Here is a 22,217-nt window from a genome sequence, read left to right on the forward strand (position 1 = left end):
ATCACAATAAATAAGCATTTTATCAATATTATTTATATTTAGTTATCTGGTTATTTAACCAGCAACAAGTGGCATTATTTCTAGCGATTAAATCACTTAGCATCTTTGGCTAACAATCTATTTAATTCCTTCGCCACATCTCTTTGCATCCTAATCTCATATATATTCTTACTATTAAGCTTTTTTTGTCTTTTATGAGTTAAGACAGCTGAAGAATCGAGATTATTATCAAATTGAGCTTGTTCAAACCGCTTCAAACTTTCTTTACTTGCACGCCATGAACTACCGACACGAAACATATGATACTTAGCTGGGTTTCTATACACAGCAGACTCAGAAAGCTTAAGCAACGCAGCATATTCCTTTACCGTGAACAGTGAATCATCTTCCATAGCTATCCTCAATACCTAAGAGTTAATTCTGATTTTCAGAATATCTTAATTGGGTTATTAATTCTGGGATAGCGATTCAAACTATGTTTATTTATTTTGGGTACTACCTCCATCATCAGCCTTATTTGCTGACAGCTAACGATGTGCGCCCCTGTTAACTGATAACCATTAAACCATTCATAGCGACCTGTAGCCTTAACTTTGTTTCCCTTCTGGCAGGTCATTAGCTCCAGCGCGTTAATATCGAATGCCACTATCTTTAACGGGTATGGACTACGCTTGTCACTCTCAGCCTGAATAGTCATCGTGGCCATGACTTTACCTGTGGCTGTTTTAACTCGCTCAGGGGCTTTTATTACCGTCCCTGACGTGGTGATCCTGATTGATTTCGCTTTTCTCATTTCTGGTTTATTCATCTTGACACCATCAAAATATAAGCTATTGGTTAAAATATAATGCTGGTGAAATTCTGTGTGTATAGATAATCAATCTAATTATCAGGGGTGATCTAAACGTTAATTTATCCATGATGATACGGGATTATCCCCTATGTAACTTCGGCTAATATTAAACTACACTACCAAACCGATAATAGTAACCTCCTATTTCTTATAGAAATAGCACATCTTTAATAAAATATCTTGTTCCCTTCGTCAAAATAACCATTGAGTTAACTTTTAGTGCCACCGGCAGAGACTGATCAAAAAACAATCAAATCGATTGCACTGCTCGAATAAACAGCCCATAATGAAAAATCAATGTTTGCAGTAATATTTATTTAATTATTTGAATATCTAAAAATAATCACATTAAATATTTAACAAATTATTACCACTACCAGAAGGTATTTAAATATACCTAGGAGTTAATAATGAGTAAAATTACAGAATTACATACCTGCCAACTAAAAATACAAACAAATCTTTCCTCTTTAGCAATTCAAGATATTAGCGGAGCACTAAACGTATTGTTAGCTGATGTTTTTGCTATCTACATAAAAACCAAAAATTTTCATTGGCATATGAGCGGCTCACATTTCAGAGATTACCATGTGCTACTGGATGACCAAGGAAAACAATTACACTCTATGGCTGATCCAATCGCAGAAAGAGTTAGGAAAACTGGAGGCATGACGCTTCACTCAATAAGTCAAATATCTAAAATGCAAAGGATTATTGATAATAATGAGGAATATATGGAGCCATTCTCCATGCTAATAGAACTTTGTGAAGATAATAAAATGTTAGCCATGGAACTCCAAAAAGCACATGAAATATGTGCAAAACATAGTGATTACGCCACGGCAAGCTTAATTGAAAATTGGATTGATGAAACAGAACACCGTGTTTGGTTTTTATTTGAAACTTGCCACTAAAAGTTAAAGTAACAAATCGTTAGCATTACCATGCTCTATTAATGGCAAGTATTTTTAATAATTAGGAGACTCTGAGACTAGAGCTTCCTAATATTATAAATCTTCACTTTAATTCTTATTATAATAGCATGCCGACATATCAATAAAAATATTCGTTTTCGCTGGAAACCTGCTTGGAAACCTCGCCCTGATTCCTTACCGTAACCTTACCGTTATCAGCTTAACCCTCACCGTTTAACCTTGCCGTAATCTTGCCGTTCAATCGCATTATACGGACCGTAATAGGACCGTTATTTTAGCTTTGGTTATTCATGTTCAGAGTAGATACCCCATTGATTTAATCGGTAACGCATATTTGCGTCACGGTAACTTATTGATATTTATTCAGAGTGCTTATTTGCACTGTGGGATTAGTTCCCAGAGGACAAATTTGTCTTCTGGTTACTTTTAGTGGTTACCAAAGTGGTTACTTTTATCTCATGGCCATTACTAGAATTTTGCCAGCCAGTGACGAGCCTCCAATTTCAGAGCCTCATGACTCCTTAATCTCAAGGAGTCCTATTTAACCGCCTTAAGTGTCCTTGATTCCAAGGCAACCTATAGCCTGTATACCGTCGCACTTTTTAGCGCTTCGCTTCATATTTAACCATTGCGATTATCTTAGCATCACCTTTTTGGTGCTGGTTTCGTCCATTGGTAGGTAGGTGCTGTAATTCTTCGTCTGTGACGCTCTTTAGCCTGTATCGTCTGCGCTACCCCCGTTCTAATGGCTAACCTATCACGTCCGTTAAGTGATTGTCCTTGCTGGTGGGCTAACTCCATCATAACGGCTTCTATTGCTTCACGTTGTAACATGGCTATACCTCAAAGGTGTTGTGATTATCTCTATACCTTGATTGTGCTGAATTGGAACAATCAAAGCCTATCAATCCACTAGCATAAAACATGCTGTTTTGCTGGCAACCAGATTGGCAACCGTCAAGATGGCAACTACGCGCACAGGTTAAAATACGCTATCTCATGGCGAACCCAAAGTGACGGTCTCGGAAAAATCAATGGGTTATGTTTCACAGTGGCAACCAAGTTATATCCGTCAAGACTAGTCAAAACTTATTACCCCTGTTTTGCTGCGTACCATTCTGCGTACTTTTATACAACATCATGATTTTATTTGATTATAACGAATCGTTAGAATTAAGCACATACCTACTGCGTACCTATTTTATTTTGGACGGGGCTTATAAATTTATTTGACACGATGTCAGGTTTTGTCAGGTTCTCATGTCTGGTTTTGTCAGGTTCTGATGTCAACAATTGTCAACATTCAGCGGATGGAGTATCCACTAAAATATAGCCTTTTCGGTGGATACCAAAACGGATACCTCACAATCACTATAGCAACACCATAGTAGCACCGTGGTTTATTCTAGTACCATTTCGGTACGTTATTACCGCGATTCTTTTTGATATCAAAATAACTACACCGTGTTTTTCGTATGGGTTAGCTATACTGGCTAATACTTAGCTGCTTTGGCTAAAGGCGCTAATTTGTGGTTTTGATATGAGAGCTTCATTCCAAGCCGTCCTCAGTATCAAGGGTAGCATTTCAACTGTCGCCCTTTCCGACTATGGCCATAATCACAATCGTTAACCCTCCTCAATTTTGAGGGCACTGTTTCTATTGATAAATACAGGCTCAAAAATGAGCCGATTGATTCTATTGGTAAAATTATACTGTGCTCAAATTTGAGCTTTGCCATGTATTCAATCAGTTACAAGGCGCAATAATACGCTTTGCTTGTTTTACAGTAAGTTACCCTGACTTTGTTATATTAAGTTATAGAATTATCCGTTAAACCCACCAGCAATTTTACATTTTCTAAACTGTATAACACTGTTATACGCTGATATAATAAGCACTCATTAAGTTAATAACGGACTATTATCATGAGTAAATCTAATCTTATTGCCTTTCGTCTACCTGCTGAACTACAAGCCCTGTTTAATGATGCTGTAGAAAACTCTGGCAGCGATAAAACATCGTGGATAGTCTCAGCTATCAAAGAGAAGTTAAACCGCCCAGACAGTAATCCTGACGTTCGTATGCTGTCGCTGGTGGAACGCCTAGAATCGTCTGTAGCGTCTTTGATTGCTGGTAAGGCAGATATCCCACCGTATACCTATAATGAGTCTGCTGTCGTTTCTGTGGTTAATTTGGTGCTATCAGAGGGCATAGATAACGGGCGGATTATCGCTGAACGAATTAATGAGGCTGGATATCAAACTAAAGGCGGTAAAGCGTGGGATAAGGATATTTATTCAGCGTGGAGGCGTCACAAGGATATAGCAGGGAAACTGAGTAGCTAATTACCCCTGTAAAACTTGGTATTCAACTGCGCATTAAACCTTAGCATTTCTTAGCAGCCAGTGCGCAATTTACCGATACATTCCGATACATATCAAACTGCGAATGATTACTAAGTTTTACTAAGTTCAACGTGTAGTTTTATGTAGTAGTAAACTGCGAACAATCTTGACATTTCTCAACAATGAACCTTAACAATTGTTAACAGGCCATCATTGAATAAAGCCACCCAGAAAGGGGCTTCAACACTACATTCCCACTTCATGGCCAACTGCGAAATTCGCACTTTTGTTCGCAATTTTCAAACTGCGAATTCGCAATTCTGTGCGCAGTTTTAGTGCGCAATTTTGGCATCAATGCGCAGTGCGATATTTCACTAAATATTATCTACTTATTGGCATGTTAGCCGCCATATCAATCAGTCTAAAACGTTAGGATTTGTTAGGATTAATGCGTGAGGTTTCGTGAGGTGGTATTACGTAAAAATATAAGGCTTTATTAGGTTATCTTAATACTCGACGTTAATTTATCGACAAATGGTATAAACGCCTGCCAGTAATATTCTTCCAATCTTGCCTGTTCTGCTACTAACTTATCGAATGTAGCCCACCTCATGCCTTTGGGTTTATCGAAAGAATACACATGCTTGGTTAGGTTACTAACATCTGGACTATAACCCCAAATAGCAAAGCGGCCTACTCGCACCTTGCGCCTTAATCGGTCAAGCTTGTTTTCACTCTGGCTGGCATAGTGGAAATTCCAACACGACCTACAGGCTAAATCTTTACGACTAAAATAAAGCTCGGCTCTACGCTTATGGCAATAGGGGCATGAATACCAATAGCGAACGCCATAACCTGCTTGAGTGGTAACGAGTGATAAAGAAAATCGCTTATCACCTATAACAACCAAGTAATTATCACCATTTTTACCAATGATTAATTTCCCTGCGCTAGTATCCCACTGTAGGCCTTCACCATTATTTTTAAACTTTCTGATAGCAGCTATAGTGCCATGCCCGATAGTTGGTAATGCGTCCGTATAGTGCCTTGATTGTGGTCTCATAATGCCTCGCCATTTTCAATCCGAAATAATATGAGTTTTTTATAAATTATCATTCTCATTACTTCGTTAATCCCTGTGATACCAATAGATACAAGCCCATTTCAAGGTGAGATTAATATTCTCGTTTTATTGACTCCGAAAACTCTTGCTACGATGTCCGAAAACTAGCCGCTAACGTGTCCGATAATTCCGTCTAACGTGTGTAAAAACTATCTAACTACCTTTGCTAACGTGCCCGAAAAGTCATATTTCTCCCTCGCGCGCGTACTGTTCACGAAAGTACCGAGTTAACGCTTCAATTCTTCCTGAATATACTTAGTTAAATTGGGTAATGTTTCCTCTACACCTTTTTTCAAGAACTCTTTTTTAGCCGTTGGGCGTTTAAACTTCTGCTTAACTTTCGGGTCATGCACATATGCGGCATAGCTGGCGGAATAACCAATACGCCCCGTTACTCGTGTGCCGTTAACGGTGACTGTTCGAAACTGGCTATTAATCAATGCCGAGGTATCGATAGGCGTATAGACTGCGGCCTGCGCTCCAGCATCGATAAGAAACCGCTGCATAGCTAAAGACACTCTTTGCTGAACATGGCTAACATAGCGGTCAAAGCTACCATTTCCTTTTTTACTGACAACTTTTACTTTTATCATTGCTGTACTCCAATAAAACTAAAGGGCAGAAATCTGCCCATATTTATTATATTTTGGGGCCTGCTGTTGTGTTGTTGATTACTGAACGGTGTATGGGCCCTTTCTCATTCATATCAGTGATAATGATCCTTGCCACATCTTCGCCAGTAAGCCCTTTTTCCATTCTTGGTTCGATGGCGGCATTTGCCACATGGTTTTCAATTACTACACTGAAATTAACACTACTGCCACGCCCGCCCTGTAAATCTTTGTTTGATATAACTCGCCCATTGTCACCAGGGATCATATATTGCTTCCCCGTACTCGCTTGGAATATCTCAGGCTTACCATTTTCACCGACACGATAGTATTTACTCGCATCAACTACCCCGCCATTCTTACGCCCTCCGCCAAAACCAACCATAGACATGGCTTGCCCTGCGGTTTGAGCGGTTGTATACGCTGATAATCCCGTTCCTGATGCCGCTCCACCAGTTGCGATTGATGCCGCGATTGCTGCTGGTGTCCATGCCGCTAATGCTGCCGCACCTCCTGCTGTTGCTGCCGCTGCGTTCGCTGCCTGTGAAGCAACGCCAATTGTTTTGGTCAGAATGAAGTTTTTAAGCATCTCCACACCAACCTGAGCAATGGAATTTACAACACTGTTCAGCATCGTATTACCTAACGAACGTAACGCCTCTGACGCATCCATTGAACCAGTAATTAACCCTGTCAGGACGTTTGAAGCATTACCCGCCAGAGAATCAACCGCTGAAGCCAACATTTCATAGCCTAGGTTCTGCTGCCTCATTAGCTCCCATTGTGCCGCTAACTGCTGCTGTTGATACTCTTTCTCTGCTGCGGTTCTGAGTAGCTGGTATTGCGCGTCAGTTGCCGCTTTCGATGCGGTGAACTGGTCATGGCTAATCTGCTGTTTTGCATAGGCTTCATTGAGTATTTGTAACTCTTGCGCTTTGTATTCTTTCATCATGGCCAACTTCTGAGTATGCTCATTAGCCAATGCCTGAATCGGGTCAAATTTAGCGCGGTTTTCCTCAATGTAATTGACTGAGGCATTGATTTTGATATCAGTCATTCCCTGATTAAATGACACCATCGCCTCACGCCCCATACGCTCAAAATCTTCTTTGTTGATGAATCCCTCATCTAACAAACGTTTGAGGGTTTTAACTTCCTCACCAAAGGTATGCGCTAGTTTTAATTCTGGGGTGACTTCCTGAGCCGCAATAAAGTCATTCACGCGCTGATTGAGGTCAAACAGTTCCGCTGCCTCTTTTGAGATAGCCGCTTTTTGTTTCTCTGTTGCCTGTGCCCCGAGTCGCTGAACAGCTTCATAGATTGCCATTTCGCGGTTAACATCGGCTGCGCCACTTTCCAGTAATCCATAGCGTTTTTTCAGTGTGGCCAATTGCTCACTCTGACGTTTTATCGCTTCATTTGCTTGGTTGGCGGCTTTAGCTGACTTGTTGCCTTTTGATTTACTGCTTAGTGCGGCTTCTTGGGCTTCACGTAACTTGCGTATGGCTTCAATCGCTTTCGGGAGTTCGGTATTGTAGGCCGCTGAACCTTGTTGTAATCCCATTTGCATGAGGAGTAACGAGGCGTTGTATTCATCCAGTGCCGGCTTACCGTCTTTCATGCCAATTGTGAGGGCTTGGGTGCGCTGCTCAATCTCAGTGAGAGAGTTAGCAAGGTTCAAGCTGACCGTTTTATCAAACTCATCCGTTAACTCTTGGATTTTCTGTTTAAATATTTCAGAGTCTTTAACAAAGCCGTCAGCAATCAATGCCTTTTCTAGCTCTTTGATAGCCTGTTCTTTCTTAACCGCTGCCTCGCTGCCTAACTCTAGTGATCGGGCTACTTGTTGATTAGCATCAATCACGCCTTTAGCTTGGCGTTGGTAAATTAAATCGGCTCTGGTCAGTTCATCCGTTTGTTGCGCTCTAACCTTAGCAATATCAGCGGCTTTGCCTTGTGATACCGTCCAACGTCGAATGTTTTGCTCACCTTCTGAAATAAGTAGCTCATATTGCTGCTGTTTCTTGGTGAGTTTTTCAATTTCCTTAACTAAATCATCCCGCACGTAAGGCGTACCAACTTCAAATCCTTGCTCTTTTTGCCTTTGAATCTCTTTATTAATATCAGCAAGTCTAGTCTCATATCCTTCAAGCTCTATGTTAACACTGGAAAGGCTTTTTTTCTGTCCGTCTAACTCTGTGGTTGTTTCCGCTATTTTCTCGCCTAAGCGGTTAGCCACAACGCGCGCCTGTTTTGCTGACAGTTCGTCAATTTTATCAATCCACTGATCTACCCTGTCGTTAAACTCTTTAGTGGCGGTGTCATCGTTCATGGCGTTATACAGCGCGTAGACACCTGCGGCAGCCAAAAAGAATACACCAGTAGGACCACCTAATAATCCCACTGTGCCCCGTAACCCTTGCATAGCGATAGACTGAGTTTTAGCGGCTTGTGCTGCGCGGTTATTGGCTGCGGTCACTGCGTCCGTTGTGGTCGCTAGTGTGGCTTTCGCTTTTTGCTCCAATGCTAATGCCGCATTTAATTTATGGGTTGCGTTGGCTTCAACTTCTTTCGCTTTAGCAACTTGAGCCTCAACACGCGCAATTTCTTTCCCTGTCGTGGCTAAATGCGTTTTGATTTTGGTTTCTGTGGCGTGTAGTGCGTTGCTGGCTTTGGTGACGCGTTGTAGATTTTCCTCACTCGCTGCCATTTGATAGGTTATTTCGGCATCCTTGAGCTGTACCGCCTGTCGTGCTCTCAGTGACTCTAAATCACGTTGCTTAGCATCATTAGCCGCTTCTAGTGAATAAACGTGCTCTAACGCTGCCTGAGCCGCTTTTAACTCGGCTTGTGCGGATACTGTCAGATTTCTAGCGTTAATGACTTCTTGGGAGGCTGCGGCTTGTAATGCCTGTGCTTTCATTTGAATAGCGCGAGTGTGTGTAACCTCGGCTTGTGTAGCATTAATTGCCCCTTGAGTATGTTGTAAGAGTGAAGAGGTCGCACTGCCAATATTAGAAATATACCCCGCACCTAATAACCCAGAGACATTACTAATTACGCCTGTAAAACGCGCATTCGCGCTAGTCGCTCTGTCTGTAGCGGCTGACGCTGCGCCAATTTGCCCCGTTAACTCGCTCATTTGACGTGATAATCGGTTAATTTCAGGCATTTTTAACGCACTGGAAACGGCCATTGCTGTTTTATCAAAACGGTAAAAGGCTTTCGACGTATCATCAGCCTGCTTACCCATTTCAGCCATTTTCCGCTTTGTTTCTCTAATCGCTTTATTCGCTTCAAGCAAGCTCTCAGTCTCACCATGTATGTCTATTGTATAACCTTCGCCGTGATACGTCATAATTGTTCCCTCTAATTAATGCACGGCTGATAAGCCACTGACATTACCGTCACGTAATGCAAAACGTGTCATTTCGCCAATCACGTAAATACACTGATCTGTGATGGAATAAGGCTTGGTAAATACGTTTAGGTAAGGAAGCAATAAATCACACGCCTTACTCTCAACGTCGAACGACTCACCACGAGACTTAACAATCGATACCGCATTATCAAATAGCCCTGCCGCCAGCAATTCAGGGATCACTTCGCCTGTAATGCCGTTATACGTCACTAATGTTGTTCCTGTTTCCGCTTTTAGCCCATCAACATAAATCTGAGCTATAGTGCTTGCTAACTGCTGTAACTTTTCCATTAGAACCCCTCACGCTGTAAGGCATCACTTAATAGCCCTTGAATCAGTTGGCTAATAGGCGCTCGCTGAATGAAAACATCTTTTTCACCCTGTTTTTCTTTAAATTTTTTAACGCGATCTACTATGTCGCTTTCAATCGACACTGCTTTGAAGGTTCTTTTTTGCTTATCCATGATTATTTATCCACCCTGTTTTTATATACACTACAATTATAATGCAGAGCAAAAAATAAACAACAATACATTGCTACAAAAAAGTATAAATGTAGAAATATTTTCTACTAAACTTGATTTATTTGAAATTAAGACAACAAAAAACCGACTCAATGGTCGGCTTTTGTTTATGTGGATTATTTTATTTCAGTGGTCTTTGGTGATCAGTGAAAATGGATAATCGCCCATCTTCTTTCCTCGTGCCTATTGAGACAAATACCCGATAACCATCTATGTTGTTATATTCTGCTTTGATATCCCTGCAACTAATTTGTTTCAAACAATTAATAAAGTTCTCTTCATCATCAATGCGTATTATTTCACTGGTTGGATTACCATAAATTGATTTTAGTTCATTACTAATATGATTAAACTTTGCGATTACATCATCTTTGTTGGTTTCGTTCAGCGGCTCTGAGTGTATCACTTGCGCCAATCCTGAATCTTTATAGAAAATTAGTGTTGTTAATCCATATGCTCCGTTAGGTGTTTCCATAATAGAGCAAGCTGGATCTTTACACTCACTAGCACCCTCTAAGTTTAGCTTTTGAATTTCCTCCACCGACTGCCCCCACTTAAATCCGTAGGGTGCTGGTGGATTGTTATCACATCCTGATAGAAATAAAGCCAATAAAGCCGTTATCATGATTTTTTTCATTTGGTTATCCCTTTAGTTGATAAGGCCAATTATACATAACCGCCTCGGCTTATGCGTTGGCGGTGTTCAACTAATAACTATCTGTAACGCCTAACCAGAGCCTTTCTAGCAATTTTGATTTGTTCTGGCGTACCTGTAATAACCATGCGTCTAAAAATAAATCCTGAAGTTTTGACATTAACGTCAGCGATACGCCTGACGGCTTGCATGGCATATTTAATTTTATCAAGCTCAAAGATTGTATAAGCCAATTCAATTACATCTTGATTACCTTTGCTTCTGTAAATAATTTTCATAAGGCTCCTGTATCATTTCTTTAGCCACTCTATCAGTTTTTGCTCTGCTATGCTTTGTTGTTCTGGCGTAACCTCTCCGTTAGGTTGTCCGTGCATATCAAACCGATTGCCGCCCAGAGTAAGGGCTTTCAAATATGCCTTGCGGCTGATGTATGAGCGTAATCCCTGTTTAATGTGGCTCTCTGGGATATCCAGCCCTTTCTCTTTAACCTCAGCAATCATGGCTTCCTTGATACCAATCATTAGCGGTTTTGCTTCTGGCTCACTGAATAGCGTCCAGTGCTTCGCTATACGGTCGATACGGTGTTGTTTCTTCTTCGCGTGAACATCTGCCTTGTTTTTCTTCTTCGGTTGCTGTGGGGCTTCCTGTGACGTTTTAGCCTGTGTGTTTTTTGGTGTGTTCGTCGCTGGTGGATTTGTTACACCATTGTTATTTTTTCTTAATGATAAAGTCACTCGGGTCATGATTTCTTTTTCCTCAAAAAACTTTTCTATTAAATACGCGATCAGGTGTTGGTTCAGTCGGTTCAGTTGGTTCAATTTGTAAAGATAATTGTTTTTAAAGCATTTATTTGAAAGTACTGAACCAACATACCCATGATTTGAACCGACATTTTCTATGTATGAACCAACATCGAATTTAAAAATGCCATCCAGTGGAAAAACTCTTTAATTCTGTGTGTTGGTTCAAAATGCCACTTTGTCGGTTCAAAACAGCCTCTTGTTGGTTCAGTGTTGGTTCAATAAATGCTATTTTTCCCTTATAAATCAATAAAACTTATCTACTGAACCAACTGAACCGACACTAAAACGATAAAATCACGCACATGAAAAAAACATTATGGGATTTTCATCCCTCCGCTAGTTGTTGCTCAATTGTTATCTTCTTCTGTGCTCTCTGGAGCGAACTGCAAAACGTAAACATTAAATTGCCGTCCGTCTATGCGTGGGCTTTTTCGTTGATAACCTCTCCCACTGGTGGGTGGTGTTAACATGCCAGCCATTTTTAACGCCTCAGCAAATTGTTTGTAGTTAAACCCTGCCGCGATTTCTTTCTCAAAGGCGGACGGGAAGGTATAAAAGATTATCGGGTCATCCTCGTTACTGCCTTTCTTCCTATATCCTGCAAGGTCTCTAATAGGTAGATCCCTAACATCATAAGGAATTGGGGCAAATCGGCTTAATCCGTGAGCATTCAAAAACGCCTCAGCTTGTTCTTTGATTTGCTCATACTCTTTGTTTCCCGTGCCGAACTCTGCGACCCATACGTTAAATATTGCTTGAACCACATCCCTACAATCTTGTTCACTCCACCCCGTAATCACACGGCCCATAATCAAAGCAGCTTCAATTGTGGCGAATCGGTCGCTCGCTCGGTGTACCTGTTCCCCATAGCTACTTGGAATTAACTTATTCCAGCGTTGCTGTGCGGCTCTGTAGGCTTCTTTAGCTTCGTCTTTATGATTCGATAGATACTCAATCCAATAACGTCCTGCTGCCCCGTAGCTATCACGACAATTCACCTTGATTAAATCCGCGTGGGCTTTCCCTGTTTCACATTCGTGTAGTTCCGTGGCGCGTTCAATGGGGATATTCAGTAATCGCACTAATTGCCCTGCGTTCACTTTCACACCTGAATTTAATAAAAAGGTCTCAATGTCCTTTTCCCCTGTACTGATAGCCACCGTCCGCCAGCTTTGAACCTGCCTATTGCCACCATCTTTCGCACCTTGTATCTTGCCTTTGCCATTAAATAGCGTGTAAGCCGATTTATAGACGTGTTTAGGGTCTGCCCCTTGTCCAACTTCATCCAAATACAAAAGCCCGTCATTGTGCGCTACAGCCTCGTTAGTCATCCCGTACTCAGTGCCATACCATGTTAAACGCTGTAAATCGGGATCACCGTATAAACTCACGGCCATATCTGCGGTGGTGCTTTTCCCTGCTGTCGATTGGGCGTAAATGTGAATACCAAAACTGTCTGCCCCCGTGATACTCGTCATCGGTGCGGCTAAGGCTGCGCCAATTGCAAACATCATAAAACTGTTACCGTTAGCCAATCGCGCAACATCATTCCGCCAGCTTTCTACTGTTCCGCTTGTCTGGTAGGCGGTAGCTGCTGCGCTTTGCCCGTTAAAAAATATCGGTTGCTCAGGTGTACCAATGATTGAGCCGTCTGGCATGATGTACGCGCCTTTGTGCCAGCCTGATTTATTGGTGATACTCCAATTCTCTTTGAATTTCTGGCGCAAGAGCCAATCAGATAAAGACTGTCTTAGCCCTGATTTAGTTGTCACAATTAGCCCTGCATTTTTAAGCGTTTTCCAGCCCTCACGCTCGCCAATATCCCCCATCGGAACGGCTTGAACGTTGTTATTGCCCCACTCGAAAATCAAATACTTTTGATTCAGGTCATTAACGCCTTTCGTAATGCGTTTTATGGCGTTAGATAACCATTGTTCATGATTGATGATCTCCCCTGTTTCTTTGTCCGCTTTAGGTGTAACTAGAAATACACCGTCGTCGCGTGATTCAATGCGTATTTTCATGGGGTCTGATTTAAGGGCTTTGTGGTTTACATCAATCTCAATCATTACCTTACTTCCTTGTTTATCCACTTCGGCATTAAATGCCTGTCTTGCTGCCTCAATGCCGTGTGATAAGCGATAATCATCCCAATCGGCTTTATCATCAGTAGGCGGTAAAACAGCAATACCATTAACCGCCTTAGCTGCCTTTTCAGCCGCTAGCTTTCCTGTGTTTGGTTGGTCTGGCTTAATATCGTTGTCACCTGCAATGATAATTTGGCTCTCTGGGTACTTCGTCCGCATCACCTTAGCCACATGAATTAAGTTACTCGCATCAATTGCCGCTACTGTGTGCGCTTCTGGTTGGATTAACTGGCACGTCATGGCGGTTGCTAATCCCTCGGCGATAATCACCGTAGAAACGTTTACAGGCTCATTAATGGGGTAATAGCTGCCATTCTTCGCACTATCGAGTAATAGCCGTTTATCGCCATTAGGTTTAATGGTTTGTGCTGCTGTGATTGTGCCGTCAGTGTCTATCAATGGAATAATCAGCGAACCATCGGCTAACAGGGTCACGGTGGTACTATCAAATCCTTTCGCCTTGAGGTAATCGGACTCGCCCTGTTTAGCATTAGCAATAGTGCGGTTGTATCGCGCTGTAAAACGTTTATGCTTCTCTATCTGCTCGTTAGCTTGGCTCTGGGCTTGCTGCGCTTTCAATGTGTCCTGTTGCGCTTTTACCTCATGGCTACGGTAGGCTGGTGGATTATCTGAACGGGTATCAATTCCAATCATGCCAGCCACTTCATACGCTGCCTCAGTCACGCTGCCACCCAGAACACGCTGAACTAAGTCCAACCCATCGCCCGAGCCGCACTGACTACAAATAAACGTGCCGTTGCCGTCTTTGTCATCGAATCTAAAACGGTCTTTACCACCACAATGAGGACAAGCCGTGTGAGTGTTTAGGGGTACTTCTGCCCCAAGGTTAGATAATATGCTTTGCCATTGTCCGTTAGCTTTCAGCTTCACATCACGGATAACATCAATTGGTTTCATCCTCTTCGCCTCCTGCAGGTTCAGCCATTTCATGCGACACATTTAAAATCGATTGATATAACGCCTCGCCCTCCAGAGTAAGACGCCCACAATCTACCGCTTTGGTTAATGCCTCCAGTGCGGCCGTTTCGTATTCTTCAAACTGGTCTATTAACGGCTCAATAAAACAAACCTCAGTTAAGAAACAAAGGTACTCAATGGGTGAAATTTGTTGCTTGTTAGTACGGCCTTGGCATGTTTCCGTATAGGTGTAACATTCCTCAAAGTCATTCGGGCGGTTTTTAAATACAGCAAAGGCAAAGGCTTTCAGCGCATCATCAAGGGAGTTCGCTTTGGTTTTGAATGGGATAATATTGCTCATTGAAATGCTCCTTTGTTCGCCAGTAAATGGTTTAAATTGTTAATCATGATCCCCCCTATCAGTGAAACACTGGCATAGTGCCAACTTCACTAGAACGAGCGATTTTCATAAGGCCATCATGCAAGATGGTTAGCCCCTTTCGCCCTTTTTCAGAGAGACGATTTCCCACTTCTGGCTGCATATTGATAAAGTCCATGTAAGCCCTGATAACTAACTGCCGCCCCATTTCCTGCCCGTATTGTTCACAAACAAAGTCCTCCATATGCGTAGTTAACAACGCACGTTCGCCCGATGGATAAACCGATATCCCCGAACCGTTATCGCTGTAATACAGCGTGGCAATGTCTTTGCCGCCTAGCTCATTGTCGAGTTCAATAACGCCATGTTTATCTCTTAACTCTTGAACAAATGACGCTGCTACTACCCAACGGCATAAAATCAACGTTTGCTCTAATGTTGGGTTAAACAAGCGTTCTCGTTCACCTTTTGAGATTGCCAATACAAGCTCAAACCCCATGAGCAAATCCGTGTCAAAATCACCAGCATCAAGGGATTTAAGCGCATCGTCGTAGCTAATTACCTTGTTAAGCTGACCATTCTCACGATAAACAACCAATACACCTGTGGCACCATAGCCAAAACTGGCAACGTTACGTTTGATAAATAAGCTCATTATTTGCCCTCTGCCGCTTCGTTCATTTCATCCCTAATCGAATAAACAACAATCAACACCGCCCAGATCATGTTTCTGGTTTCGTCGCATTCCTCTGCGTCCAGCCACGTAGAAAGTAAGGTGATTAGCATTAATACTTTTGATTGGTGCGGCTCCAGTAACCTTTCCACTTCGCGTTTTTGTTCCTGCTTCATTGCTTCACCTCACGCACATAGTTAATTCGAATATCGGTCAAACCATCACGTTGCGCTTCTCGCATCACTTGCGATTGAGCGTCTTTCTGGGTGGCAGATATCACCTGTTTACAAATACCTAGCGTTAACCCTTTCGGTGTTGTGCCATACCCTGCGATTTGAAACGTTCTCATGAGCGATAATCCCCCATATCCTGAATGTGTAGCTGTGAGGCTTGTTCAATGGCCATTACCATTGGTTTAAGTGCTTTCTTCTCCTTGCGACGTAGGTTCATGGCATAACTGCCGCGCCTACCGTGACCTTGATAAGAGTCAGCTTCTAAACTACTAATCAAGTTTTGAGCCTCACCAATTGGCATGGCTTCAAGTTCCGCCAGCGTGGGGATTTGAATGTGTTTAATTTCGGGAAACTCAGACAAACGAAAGTAGCTGTTAACCATTGAGCGTTGAACCTGCCACGACAAATCATCAGTAAATGGCTTAACCAACATGAGATAACCAGATTCAGCCAATACCATTAGTTCAGGCGTGTACTTGGTGATATTTTCATCAAGGTATGGACGTAATACGTCCTGACCTAACAAAAAGTAATCAACTCCATCAATGAAATGGCGTTTATGCTTGGTGAATGTACGCCTTGCTGTACCTTTCGGGCGTTGGTGTACCTCGTCAATCATGGCAAAGGTCACAACTCGCTTACCTTGATACATAAACGGGCTTAGGCTGGTGGCATTGATAGTGACCTGTCTCATTTAATCACCTCCGCTAACCGAGTAATTTCTTTCCCTTGAGCATGTACAAGGCGATTAACTGCTCTCAGTAGAAAATGTGTATCTGTATCAGCCTCATTCTCTACAGCCGTTAACAGTGGGATTAACAACGCTTGGAGCTCCTCGTTGATATGCTCGACTTCTTCCAAGGTAGATAAGTGACCAACTTTTAATTTAATTGTTTTCATTTGGTCGCCTCCGCCAGTGATTGCCATATTTCACCGCTTAAATCGCAAGCAATAGAAATGAGATCCACTAACTCACTCGAGCAGTTCCCTTGAGCCTGTTCTAATATCGTTGTGATTAATGAATTGGCTTGCTGTGCCTTGTATGCGGCTACATCTAAAGAAATTGGCTTGCTCATACTTCCCCCTCCTGATCTGATGCTTCAATCAGAAATGCCGCTACATCACCAGATAACTTCGCCATAAGCGACGATATCGCGCCTATATCGGACGGTGTAAAGTTGCGAGGATAATTAGGAAGCATCAGGCTAATCAGCTCTAACTGATGCGCCTTTTCAGCTGCTTGGTGAATATTGATATCCGCCATGATTAAGCCCTCCCCGAATAGGTATATTCGTTGCTGAACTGGCTTAATGGAACAATGACAGGGCTATCAAAGCCGTCTCGCTGAAAGGTCACACGGTTGAATTGAACCGATAGAACTCTGACGGTTTCACCATTATTTTTGTGAGTGTAAAAATCATTAGGTTGAGGGTTACGCATGATGTTTACCTCCAATAGCAGGTAAGCGACCAGCGAATATCAGCATGTAATCACGTACAAGCATCAGTCTTGCACTGTTCTCGTTCGGTGCTGTAACAGCAATACGGCAAGGTTTAGCGGTGTAATCGCTACGGTTTAACGCGAGGAATAACCATCTGTACGATTGGTTAGGGGTGAGACTAGTCCGCCCTGTGACGGGTGTGTTATGCTTACTCATAGTTACCTCGATAATGAGACTATCGTTGGTGATTAGCCCTCGTTCGATACTGGTAATATCATTCGAGGGCGTTTTTTTATGTTGCAATAAACTTAAAATTACTTTGTAATTACAACAAGCAAATAATAACGGGAATGTAATTACAATGTCAACAGGGAAAATCAAACCAAAAACTGACCAATACCAAATGAGATTGCCATCAGAATTTCGTGAGCAATTAGAAACAGAAATGAAGAAAGACGGCGATACCACTTTGGCTACATGGATCAAGCGAGTTCTTAGGAAAGAATTACAGTCGCGCGGTATCGAGCCAAAAGGCTGATATTTGCCATACCAGAGAAGTAAGCTAATATTAATATTCTCACTTGCTCGATATTCAATATCGACGTTTCCAAGGGTAGCCGATTGGCTGCCCTTTTTTATGGACTCGCAAAACTCAATTCGTTCCTTTTTTATGGACTCCAAAAACTCAATTTCCCCATTTTTTGAGATGAACGAATTCAAATAGCGGGATTTCCCGACTTTAGAAAGGTGAGAAAAATCACCTTTAGCAAATGGTGTAAATTCTCCACCTTTTGCGCTCCCCCGTTTTGGGGTGCTCAAATGTTCGCCAGAATTACAATCTGAGAAATATTCCCCTGATTGATTTCCCGTAAATTTGGGTGATTGATTGGCGTAAATTTTCGCTGATACATCGGCTAAAGTTTTAGCCAGTTGCTGAGCTAAAATATTAGCTGAGCACTGAGCCAAAATATTGACCGAGTAACCAGACGAAAATTTGTCTGATTGGTTGCCAGTAATACCGTAGTTTAAAGCTGCAGTATTAGTAGGGGTGTAAGTTGAACTTACGTTATTACCTGCCAGTAGGGAATCATTCACTTGGTAGGCAATATTCACCCAATCGGGTGTTAATTGATTAATATTTGAACTTTGATACACCGCTTTGGGTGTACCAAACATTTGTAAGTTAATAGCCGTCATTAGTGGATTTCTCCATCAAGAAAATCAGGCTGGTACTTCTTCCATAATTCGCGTTCTTCACGCTGTAAATCAGCTTTCTTTTGCTTACAGGATTGCAGGTCACGCCCATGCTGTGAGGATGTAACTTTGTATTGTTGCTGACGTTTGGTGAAGTCGTTTAACGCTGAGAATGGCACACCATATGCGCCAGTTTTACGAATGGATGGGATAACGTCACGGAATACCCAATTAGTAAATCTATGGGCTAAAGTTCCTTTAGTGGTGGCCTTACGACTACGGGCAATCAGTTTATAAAAACCAGATTCCGAAACAATTATTAACTTTCTTACTCCGCCATGAGAGGCAACTTGACTATAACTTAAAGTTACAGTCATCTTTTCATCATCATCTAACCCCTTTACCGCCTTAGCTGTATTGCTTTGCTCCAAGGCGCTACATAAGTCAGTAGCAATAAACCACGGCTCATTATTTATTTTAACTATCCGCACCTGAACATCTTCAAAGCGAATAACGGAAATATCATCTGAGTTAATATTTAAAATAGTCTCTTCGCTGAATTTAGGGTGAGCGAATCCACCAGCATTTAAGCTGTTATTTTTCAGTTTCATTTTCTTATTCCGTTATTTTGTCGGGTAGAGGCTTAAAATATTATTTACGTATGCTTTATCCAGTGTTTGGTAATTACCCTGTTCAGCGCGTTCATTAATTAAATTGATAACCTTCTGCGCATCCTGAGCCGTCTTAAAGCGGTAACGGTAATGTGACCCAATACCATCAGGGTTAGGCTCATCAATGCGATCCAGCGTAATATCCAACTTGCGTTCTAACTCTGAGGCGTAATTCCTTGCTGACGATAAGCGACAATGAATTAATATTTCATTCTCTGTAAATCCATTAATTCCTGTACCTAACATATATAAACGGGCACGGTGTTTTTTCGGTGGATTCTTTGATAGAATAGATGCTGTCGCGTTATCCTGAGAAGCCACCTGTAGCGGGTGGTTTTTCTTTTCCATTATGCCACCTCGCCAATACGTGATTCAGCAATCTTATTTGCTACCCACTCATCCACTTCCGATTCAACGAAAGCAATAGAACGAGTACCGATTTTTACTGATTTAGGGAATTGACCTGCTTCAATGAGGCGATAAATCCACGCTTTACCATAGCCTGTACGACGCATAACTTCTGGTAAGCGAATGAGGTTTTCTTTTAAGGTTGTAACTGTTGGCATGATGCCTCCTGTTATCTAGTTTGTAATACGCCTTAGTAGACGCTCGTAGATCTCAGAAGGATTTTCTATTTAATCTGACTTACTAAAAAGGGATGAGAAAAAAACAATTTCTTACCGGTATAAAATGCATAATAAAACTTTCCGGTAAGAAAATATTTCAAATAGTTTCCGCTGTAATTTTCTGTATCAAATTATCTAAATATTTGTCCGTTAGTATTTCCTCTGCTATTGGAACTAATGTTTTTCTTGCTTTTTCAGTCGTGTCTACATTGTACTCATCAAAAAAGATGATATCTCCAATGTTTTTGAATGTAGGTACAATATCAAAAAATAAACATAAAATTTTAAAATCAAAATACGCAAGAACTCTCATTGATAACCATTTTTTTAAAGTGGATGTTTTAATACTGCTTTTTATTTTTTCTTCTACTTCCACGTTAACAAGTGAACCATAAACTTTTCTTGCTTCAAATATCCAATTTTTAAATGTATCGATTAATATTTCATCTGGGGTATTTAGGTCTATTTCAGCCCATATTTTTTTCTCTGATGAATACATCTCATTCGGCCACCCATAACCCTTTGGAATTGAACTAAGCGCATGAACATCCTCGATAGAGGAATCTTTCTCTATCGCCTTGAAAATAATTTGGTTATATTCTGGGTTTGTCATCCCCCCTAGAAATCCACAATAACGGTTAACAAAGGCAACGTTGCTCATATCAAATATTTTTATAGGTAACTTACGCTCCCACCCAAAGCCATATTTTATATCTTCCGATCTTATTGATATTGCGTCACCATAAATTAAGTCATGTAAAAATTTCGAGGCACCATGTAATTCAATGTTAATCCTATTATTTTTTTCTATTTCATAGGCTAGCCGTGAACTAGGAGCATCCCCTTCAATCTCTTCGTCAATTACATACTCACTAATGTATTCCTCATATGTTTCTTCTCTTATCATTTCAACAGAAAAAAACATATCAAAAACATCCAACCTTTTCTTAAAAGCCAAATAAAATTGAATTGGGTGAAAATCCTTAGTAATTTCATCATATTTTCTGATATCAAGCACATTTTCGATATCTTTAATTCCAAATGATAACTCTCTTAACTTATTTAAGACTGAATCACTTTCTAATAATTTCAGTCTTATTTCCTCCATTTGATCTTCAAATTCTTTTTTACTTCGTGGTAAATGCATGCAGCCACCTCACGCCCTCATTCTGTAGGAGCTATGCCAGCTAGTAGAGGTGTACTAGTTTTCGGGGATCAGCCTAGACATAGCTTTATTCTTTATAGTCTACACAAGTCTACTACAGTCTATAATTACTGTCTATTTATCCAGTTATGACGATTTCAGGCACAAAAAAACCAGACCTTTTATTGTCTGGTTATGTATGTGGCTGCTGGTGGATTAAGCACGTTTAAAATTGCCGTGGACAACATTATCCCCGTTCTCTAATGCCCCCATGTAATCAGCGTACCATTGAAGCATTTCTCTACGCCCATCAATATACTGAGCATGGTTATACGTTCCACGAATAGAGTTCTTATCAACGTGCGCTAGCTGTGTCTCAATCCATGCAGTGTTATAACCTTGTTCGTGTAGGATGGTACTCATTGTGTGCCTGAAACCGTGACCTGTGGCTCTACCACTGTAGCCCATGCGCCTAATCATCGTATTCAGTGCCATATCTGATATGTGCTTTCTATAATCGGTGCGGCTAGGAAATATATATTGATAGCTGCCACTGATTGGATGTATCTGTTTCAGTAAATCAATAACCTGCTCTGATAGTGGCACAATATGCGGTCGGCGCATTTTCATTTTTTCAGCTGGTATTTCCCATACTCCAGTATCAAAGTTAATTTCTGACCATTCCGCCTTTCTCAATTCCCCTGGTCGAACTCCAGTTAAAATAAGCACCCTTAGCGCCACTCTAACAATCTGGCTTCCCATATACTTATCTATAGAAGAAAGAAACTCTGGTAATTCACTAACTGAAAGATGGGCGTAGTGCTCACGCTTATGTGGTACAAAGGCACTGGCTAAATCTGGCGCAGGGTTATACTCTGCCCTACCAGTAATAATGGCGTACTTCCATACCTCGCCACAACGTTGACGCACTTTCTTTAGCTTCTCGGTTGCTCCGCGCTTTTCCATAATAGAAAGCACTTCAAGTAATTCCATTGGTTTGATTTCAGCAATAGGTCGATTACCTATATAAGGAAAGACGTCTTTCTCAAATGCGTCCATCATGTCATCACGATAACCAACAGACCAGCGATCCTTTCTTCCCTCATACCATTCAAGGGCGATATTTTTAAAGGTGTTTACGCTGTCAATCTTTGAGGCTTGCTTTTGTTCTTTGCGTTGTTGGTTTGGGTCAATTCCATCCGCCAGCAATCTCTTTGCATCATCACGCTTTCTTCTGGCATCAGCTAGCGTAACGGTTGGATAAATTCCAATAGCTAAAAGTTTCTCTTTGCCATCGATTCGGTATTTTAACCGCCAATACTTTCCGCCATTAGTTTTAACCAATAGATACAGTCCACCACCATCAGATATTTTGTAGTCTTTTTCTTTAGGCTTACTGGAATCAATTTGTTTAACTGTTAGCTTCATTTGGGGGTACTCAAATCATGGGGTATAAATGTACCCCCATATGTACCACCTAAAGGGGGTAGTTTTCAATAGACGTTAGTAGACGTTGGAAT

General features: G+C 41.4%; 29 protein-coding genes. 2 read left to right on the top strand and 27 right to left on the bottom strand.

Translation table 11 applies throughout. The annotated features are described in order from the left end of the window. Window positions 1-92: 92 nt before the first annotated feature. Window positions 93-392, bottom strand: coding sequence for a hypothetical protein (locus tag PR808_RS03695; RefSeq protein ID WP_272538723.1), 300 nt, complete (start codon window positions 390-392; stop codon window positions 93-95). Window positions 393-427: 35 nt separating this feature from the next. Beyond that, the gene (locus PR808_RS03700; RefSeq protein WP_272538724.1) at window positions 428-808 is read right to left on the bottom strand and encodes a hypothetical protein; all 381 of its coding nucleotides are present in this window, start codon (window positions 806-808) and stop codon (window positions 428-430) included. Between the two features lie 455 nt (window positions 809-1,263). Here PR808_RS03700 and PR808_RS03705 point away from each other — a divergent pair, with 455 nt between their 5' ends. Next, window positions 1,264-1,767, top strand: coding sequence for a Dps family protein (locus PR808_RS03705; protein WP_272538725.1), 504 nt, complete (start codon window positions 1,264-1,266; stop codon window positions 1,765-1,767). 666 nt (window positions 1,768-2,433) lie between these two features. Here the strand turns inward: PR808_RS03705 and PR808_RS03710 are convergent. Then, complete coding sequence (locus PR808_RS03710; protein WP_272538726.1) at window positions 2,434-2,622, bottom strand: hypothetical protein; 189 nt, start codon at window positions 2,620-2,622, stop codon at window positions 2,434-2,436. 1,092 nt (window positions 2,623-3,714) lie between these two features. On the opposite strand from PR808_RS03710, the gene PR808_RS03715 reads away from it, so the two are divergent. Next, window positions 3,715-4,134 carry a hypothetical protein gene (locus PR808_RS03715; protein WP_272538727.1) on the top strand — a complete coding sequence of 140 codons (420 nt, stop codon included), beginning with the start codon at window positions 3,715-3,717 and terminating at the stop codon, window positions 4,132-4,134. A 496-nt stretch (window positions 4,135-4,630) separates the two neighbouring features. Here PR808_RS03715 and PR808_RS03720 read toward each other — a convergent pair whose 3' ends face one another. The 24 genes from PR808_RS03720 to PR808_RS03835 form a co-directional block, all read right to left on the bottom strand. Then, window positions 4,631-5,197, bottom strand: coding sequence for a hypothetical protein (locus PR808_RS03720; RefSeq protein WP_272538728.1), 567 nt, complete (start codon window positions 5,195-5,197; stop codon window positions 4,631-4,633). Window positions 5,198-5,484: 287 nt separating this feature from the next. Further along, window positions 5,485-5,850 (bottom strand): HK97 gp10 family phage protein, encoded by a 366-nt coding sequence (locus PR808_RS03725; protein ID WP_272538729.1) that lies wholly within the window; start codon window positions 5,848-5,850, stop codon window positions 5,485-5,487. A 46-nt stretch (window positions 5,851-5,896) separates the two neighbouring features. Further along, complete coding sequence (locus PR808_RS03730) at window positions 5,897-9,226, bottom strand: hypothetical protein (RefSeq protein WP_272538730.1); 3,330 nt, start codon at window positions 9,224-9,226, stop codon at window positions 5,897-5,899. Window positions 9,227-9,241: 15 nt separating this feature from the next. Next, complete coding sequence (locus PR808_RS03735) at window positions 9,242-9,580, bottom strand: hypothetical protein (RefSeq protein WP_004906508.1); 339 nt, start codon at window positions 9,578-9,580, stop codon at window positions 9,242-9,244. Continuing rightward, window positions 9,580-9,753, bottom strand: coding sequence for a hypothetical protein (locus PR808_RS03740; RefSeq protein WP_004255410.1), 174 nt, complete (start codon window positions 9,751-9,753; stop codon window positions 9,580-9,582). The genes PR808_RS03735 and PR808_RS03740 overlap by 1 nt, the downstream gene beginning before the upstream one ends. A gap of 181 nt (window positions 9,754-9,934) precedes the next feature. After that, complete coding sequence (locus PR808_RS03745) at window positions 9,935-10,450, bottom strand: hypothetical protein (RefSeq protein ID WP_272538731.1); 516 nt, start codon at window positions 10,448-10,450, stop codon at window positions 9,935-9,937. Between the two features lie 77 nt (window positions 10,451-10,527). Then, window positions 10,528-10,746: a hypothetical protein gene (locus PR808_RS03750; RefSeq protein WP_004265380.1), complete on the bottom strand. Its 219-nt coding sequence runs from the start codon at window positions 10,744-10,746 to the stop codon at window positions 10,528-10,530. Window positions 10,747-10,758: 12 nt separating this feature from the next. Then, window positions 10,759-11,211: a ProQ/FINO family protein gene (locus PR808_RS03755; RefSeq protein WP_036959118.1), complete on the bottom strand. Its 453-nt coding sequence runs from the start codon at window positions 11,209-11,211 to the stop codon at window positions 10,759-10,761. A 407-nt stretch (window positions 11,212-11,618) separates the two neighbouring features. Further along, on the bottom strand, window positions 11,619-14,336 hold the full coding sequence (locus PR808_RS03760; RefSeq protein ID WP_272538732.1) for a TOPRIM and DUF927 domain-containing protein: 2,718 nt from the start codon (window positions 14,334-14,336) through the stop codon (window positions 11,619-11,621). Then, window positions 14,323-14,697 carry a hypothetical protein gene (locus tag PR808_RS03765; RefSeq protein WP_272538733.1) on the bottom strand — a complete coding sequence of 125 codons (375 nt, stop codon included), beginning with the start codon at window positions 14,695-14,697 and terminating at the stop codon, window positions 14,323-14,325. The genes PR808_RS03760 and PR808_RS03765 overlap by 14 nt, the downstream gene beginning before the upstream one ends. A gap of 58 nt (window positions 14,698-14,755) precedes the next feature. Continuing rightward, window positions 14,756-15,370 (bottom strand): hypothetical protein, encoded by a 615-nt coding sequence (locus tag PR808_RS03770; RefSeq protein ID WP_267722133.1) that lies wholly within the window; start codon window positions 15,368-15,370, stop codon window positions 14,756-14,758. Next, the gene (locus tag PR808_RS03775; protein WP_004265067.1) at window positions 15,370-15,564 is read right to left on the bottom strand and encodes a hypothetical protein; all 195 of its coding nucleotides are present in this window, start codon (window positions 15,562-15,564) and stop codon (window positions 15,370-15,372) included. The genes PR808_RS03770 and PR808_RS03775 overlap by 1 nt, the downstream gene beginning before the upstream one ends. Then, complete coding sequence (locus tag PR808_RS03780) at window positions 15,561-15,737, bottom strand: hypothetical protein (protein ID WP_272538734.1); 177 nt, start codon at window positions 15,735-15,737, stop codon at window positions 15,561-15,563. The genes PR808_RS03775 and PR808_RS03780 overlap by 4 nt, the downstream gene beginning before the upstream one ends. After that, window positions 15,734-16,315, bottom strand: coding sequence for an ORF6N domain-containing protein (locus tag PR808_RS03785; RefSeq protein WP_004255428.1), 582 nt, complete (start codon window positions 16,313-16,315; stop codon window positions 15,734-15,736). The genes PR808_RS03780 and PR808_RS03785 overlap by 4 nt, the downstream gene beginning before the upstream one ends. Then, window positions 16,312-16,521, bottom strand: a complete 210-nt coding sequence (locus PR808_RS03790) for a hypothetical protein (RefSeq protein ID WP_154632364.1) — start codon at window positions 16,519-16,521, stop codon at window positions 16,312-16,314. Before PR808_RS03790 ends, PR808_RS03785 begins: the two co-directional genes overlap by 4 nt. Next, window positions 16,518-16,697: a hypothetical protein gene (locus PR808_RS03795; RefSeq protein WP_004265074.1), complete on the bottom strand. Its 180-nt coding sequence runs from the start codon at window positions 16,695-16,697 to the stop codon at window positions 16,518-16,520. The genes PR808_RS03790 and PR808_RS03795 overlap by 4 nt, the downstream gene beginning before the upstream one ends. Next, the gene (locus PR808_RS03800) at window positions 16,694-16,885 is read right to left on the bottom strand and encodes a hypothetical protein (RefSeq protein ID WP_272538735.1); all 192 of its coding nucleotides are present in this window, start codon (window positions 16,883-16,885) and stop codon (window positions 16,694-16,696) included. The genes PR808_RS03795 and PR808_RS03800 overlap by 4 nt, the downstream gene beginning before the upstream one ends. 2 nt (window positions 16,886-16,887) lie before the next feature. Beyond that, a complete protein-coding gene (locus PR808_RS03805) occupies window positions 16,888-17,061 on the bottom strand; it encodes a DUF4222 domain-containing protein (protein WP_272538736.1) in 174 nt (57 codons plus the stop codon). Then, window positions 17,054-17,278 carry a host cell division inhibitor Icd-like protein gene (locus PR808_RS20625; RefSeq protein WP_166185487.1) on the bottom strand — a complete coding sequence of 75 codons (225 nt, stop codon included), beginning with the start codon at window positions 17,276-17,278 and terminating at the stop codon, window positions 17,054-17,056. The genes PR808_RS03805 and PR808_RS20625 overlap by 8 nt, the downstream gene beginning before the upstream one ends. A 980-nt stretch (window positions 17,279-18,258) precedes the next feature. Next, entirely contained in the window at window positions 18,259-18,867 is a 609-nt protein-coding gene (locus PR808_RS03815; protein WP_272538738.1) for a BRO-N domain-containing protein, read from the bottom strand. A gap of 12 nt (window positions 18,868-18,879) precedes the next feature. Continuing rightward, window positions 18,880-19,275, bottom strand: coding sequence for a hypothetical protein (locus PR808_RS03820; RefSeq protein ID WP_154632368.1), 396 nt, complete (start codon window positions 19,273-19,275; stop codon window positions 18,880-18,882). Further along, window positions 19,275-19,493 (bottom strand): helix-turn-helix transcriptional regulator, encoded by a 219-nt coding sequence (locus PR808_RS03825; protein ID WP_272519384.1) that lies wholly within the window; start codon window positions 19,491-19,493, stop codon window positions 19,275-19,277. The genes PR808_RS03820 and PR808_RS03825 overlap by 1 nt, the downstream gene beginning before the upstream one ends. 157 nt (window positions 19,494-19,650) lie before the next feature. Then, window positions 19,651-20,700 carry a DUF6387 family protein gene (locus PR808_RS03830; protein ID WP_272538739.1) on the bottom strand — a complete coding sequence of 350 codons (1,050 nt, stop codon included), beginning with the start codon at window positions 20,698-20,700 and terminating at the stop codon, window positions 19,651-19,653. Window positions 20,701-20,913: 213 nt separating this feature from the next. Beyond that, window positions 20,914-22,125, bottom strand: coding sequence for a tyrosine-type recombinase/integrase (locus tag PR808_RS03835; protein ID WP_272538740.1), 1,212 nt, complete (start codon window positions 22,123-22,125; stop codon window positions 20,914-20,916). Between the last annotated feature and the right edge of the window lie 92 nt (window positions 22,126-22,217).

Origin of the sequence: Providencia sp. PROV197 (assembly GCF_028479625.1) — a bacterium.
GTDB lineage: Bacteria > Pseudomonadota > Gammaproteobacteria > Enterobacterales > Enterobacteriaceae > Providencia > Providencia vermicola.